This is a genomic window from Coprococcus sp. AF21-14LB, from assembly GCF_003458885.1.
GTDB lineage: Bacteria > Bacillota > Clostridia > Lachnospirales > Lachnospiraceae > UBA9414.
Genome location: NZ_QRVX01000104.1, coordinates 1 through 2349, shown reverse-complemented (window position 1 = coordinate 2349; position 2349 = coordinate 1). Strand labels below are relative to the sequence as shown.

The 2349-nt window shown below is 39.3% G+C and carries 1 protein-coding gene; it reads left to right on the top strand.

What is annotated here, in order from left to right:
* Window positions 1–692 precede the first annotated feature (692 nt).
* On the top strand, window positions 693–2159 hold the full coding sequence (gene ltrA, locus DWX73_RS13115) for a group II intron reverse transcriptase/maturase (protein WP_118349109.1): 1467 nt from the start codon (window positions 693–695) through the stop codon (window positions 2157–2159).
* The last annotated feature ends 190 nt before the right edge of the window (window positions 2160–2349 follow it).

Here is a 2349-nt window from a genome sequence, read left to right as displayed (position 1 = left end):
TGCGGCGGATACATGGAGGGAAAGAGCGTGCACCTTAAGCGTGGAGGTCTCACAGGGGTATCATTAGCCTAGTAACAACGAACTGTGAGAAGTCAGCAGAACCCATAGTGTGCGACTTGAAAGTCGTTACTTTAATTGCAGAAATGCTACTACTTCTTTCTCGTAGTATCCCTATCGGTAAATGCCTAGTAAGAAATGAACGGTGTGAAGCAACCGAGACAAAGTGAGAAAAGTGGAAACCACATCTGCTCTATTGCGAGGGAAAGATGTATATGATTAACAAATGTGAACTGTTGTAAGGGTCGTCACTCATGAACAGGTGAAAGTGGTTGAAACACCTGAGCCAAAAGGCGAGAGGTCAAGGCTGTGGTAATTACTATGGTGCTACAGAGAGAAAGACAGAGAATCTCCGGTCTATAGACAGAATCTAAGTACATCATAATTATTAAAGTAGCGAAACAAGGTAAACCTCATACGTTCCCTTTAAGGTAGGTCAATCGTGAGAAAGATACAATACGTAGGAGGCAGAGGACGTTGGAAAAAGCGAAAGTTCGTATGTAATGTATGAAATAGGGATTCAAGATTTGTCCCAACCGAAAGGTGGCAGACTTCCAATACGTATTTAATTACATGAAAAATCTGATATTTATGAAAGTATTAGGTTCAATGACACGCAAGTGAGGACGATACTAATGCAGAAAGTCAAATGGAAACAGATAAACTGGGAACATGTGGAAACATACATTAATAGATTGCAGATTCGGATTGTAAAGGCTGTGCAAGAGAACAAATGGCGTTTAGTCAGAAGATTACAATACTTGATTACACATTCATTCTATGGGAAGGCGCTAGCAGTCAAACGTGTGATTTCAAACAAAGGGAAGAACACGCCAGGTATTGACGGAAAAGTGTGGAAAACAGAAAAAGAAAAAGGGGATGCAATTACAACGTTGCAGACTAACGGTTACAGAGCATCGGCATTGCGAAGAATCTACATAGAAAAGTTTGGGAAAAAGGAGAAACGTCCACTAGGAATTCCCACCATGAAAGACAGGGCGATGCAGGCATTGCAGTTGCTGGGATTAGAGCCAGTCGCAGAGACGCTTGCAGATACAGTATCATTCGGATTCCGAAAATACAGAAGTGCCCAAGATGCAATGGCGTATGGGTTTAGTATTTTATGCCGAAAAGATTCACCACAATGGATACTTGAGGGAGATATAAAAGGATGTTTTGACAACATCAGTCATAAATGGTTAGAAGAAAACATTCCGATGGATGCAAAAATACTCAAACAATTCATGAAGTGTGGATATGTGTATGATAATGAATTGTACCCAACCACTGATGGAACCCCACAGGGAGGAATCATCTCGCCAACCTTGGCGAATATGACGCTTGACGGAATGGAAAATCTTATTAAACAAAAGTATTGGAGTAATACAAAGGGAACCATTAGTGTTAAGAATAATGGAAAAAAGGTACATCTAATAAAGTATGCAGATGATTTCATTGTAACGGCATCGGACAGAGAAACATTAAAGGACATAAAAGAGATGCTGAAAATATTCCTTGGTAAAAGAGGGCTAATTCTATCAGAAGAAAAGACAAAACTGACATCAATCCACGAGGGATTCAACTTTTTGGGATGGAACTTTAGAAAATATAACGGGAAGTTAATTATTAAACCATCAAATAAGTCTATTCGCAAGATTAGGAAAACAATCAGTGAAGTAATCAAGGAAAACAAAACCAGTACACAAGAAAATCTGATTTATCAATTAAATCAGATAATAAGAGGATGGGCTGAGTACCACCATTCAGCATGTTCCAAAGAAACTTTTAGTCAAATAGACCACATTATATGGGAGATGCTATGGAAATGGGCGAAAAGGAGACATCCGAATAAATGTAAAAGCTGGATTGTCAATAAATACTGGAAGTATCATAAAGGGAGAAAATGGAGTTTTAAATCAGACAAAAATGTACTCTTTTACATGAACGACATGCCAATAATCCGTTATCCTCAGTTGAGATTGAATACTAATCCCTTTTTGGACGCTGAATATTTTGAAAACAGAAAAAAGAATAGGGACAGTAAAAGACGTAAAGCCATGCGTTCCAATAAAGCCGCGCAAATAGGTTATTATGCGTTATAAATGCGTGAGCGGAGTGCGGTGAAAGTCGCACGCTCCGTTCTTAGGAGGGAGAAGTGTTGTAAAGCACTTTTCCTATCCGACAGTGAAGAAGTTTCTGTAATGGAAATGGAGCGAAGGGGTAAACAATCAATAAGTTTGAGTATGTCTCGTGTTGCAGAAATGACAACATCTGCCGTAACCAATCGGGGAA

What these genes read in the sequence shown, in the direction of transcription:
- ltrA (WP_118349109.1), top strand. Translation starts at nt 693, where the DNA reads ATGCAGAAAGTCAAATGGAAACAGATAAACTGGGAACATGTGGAAACA.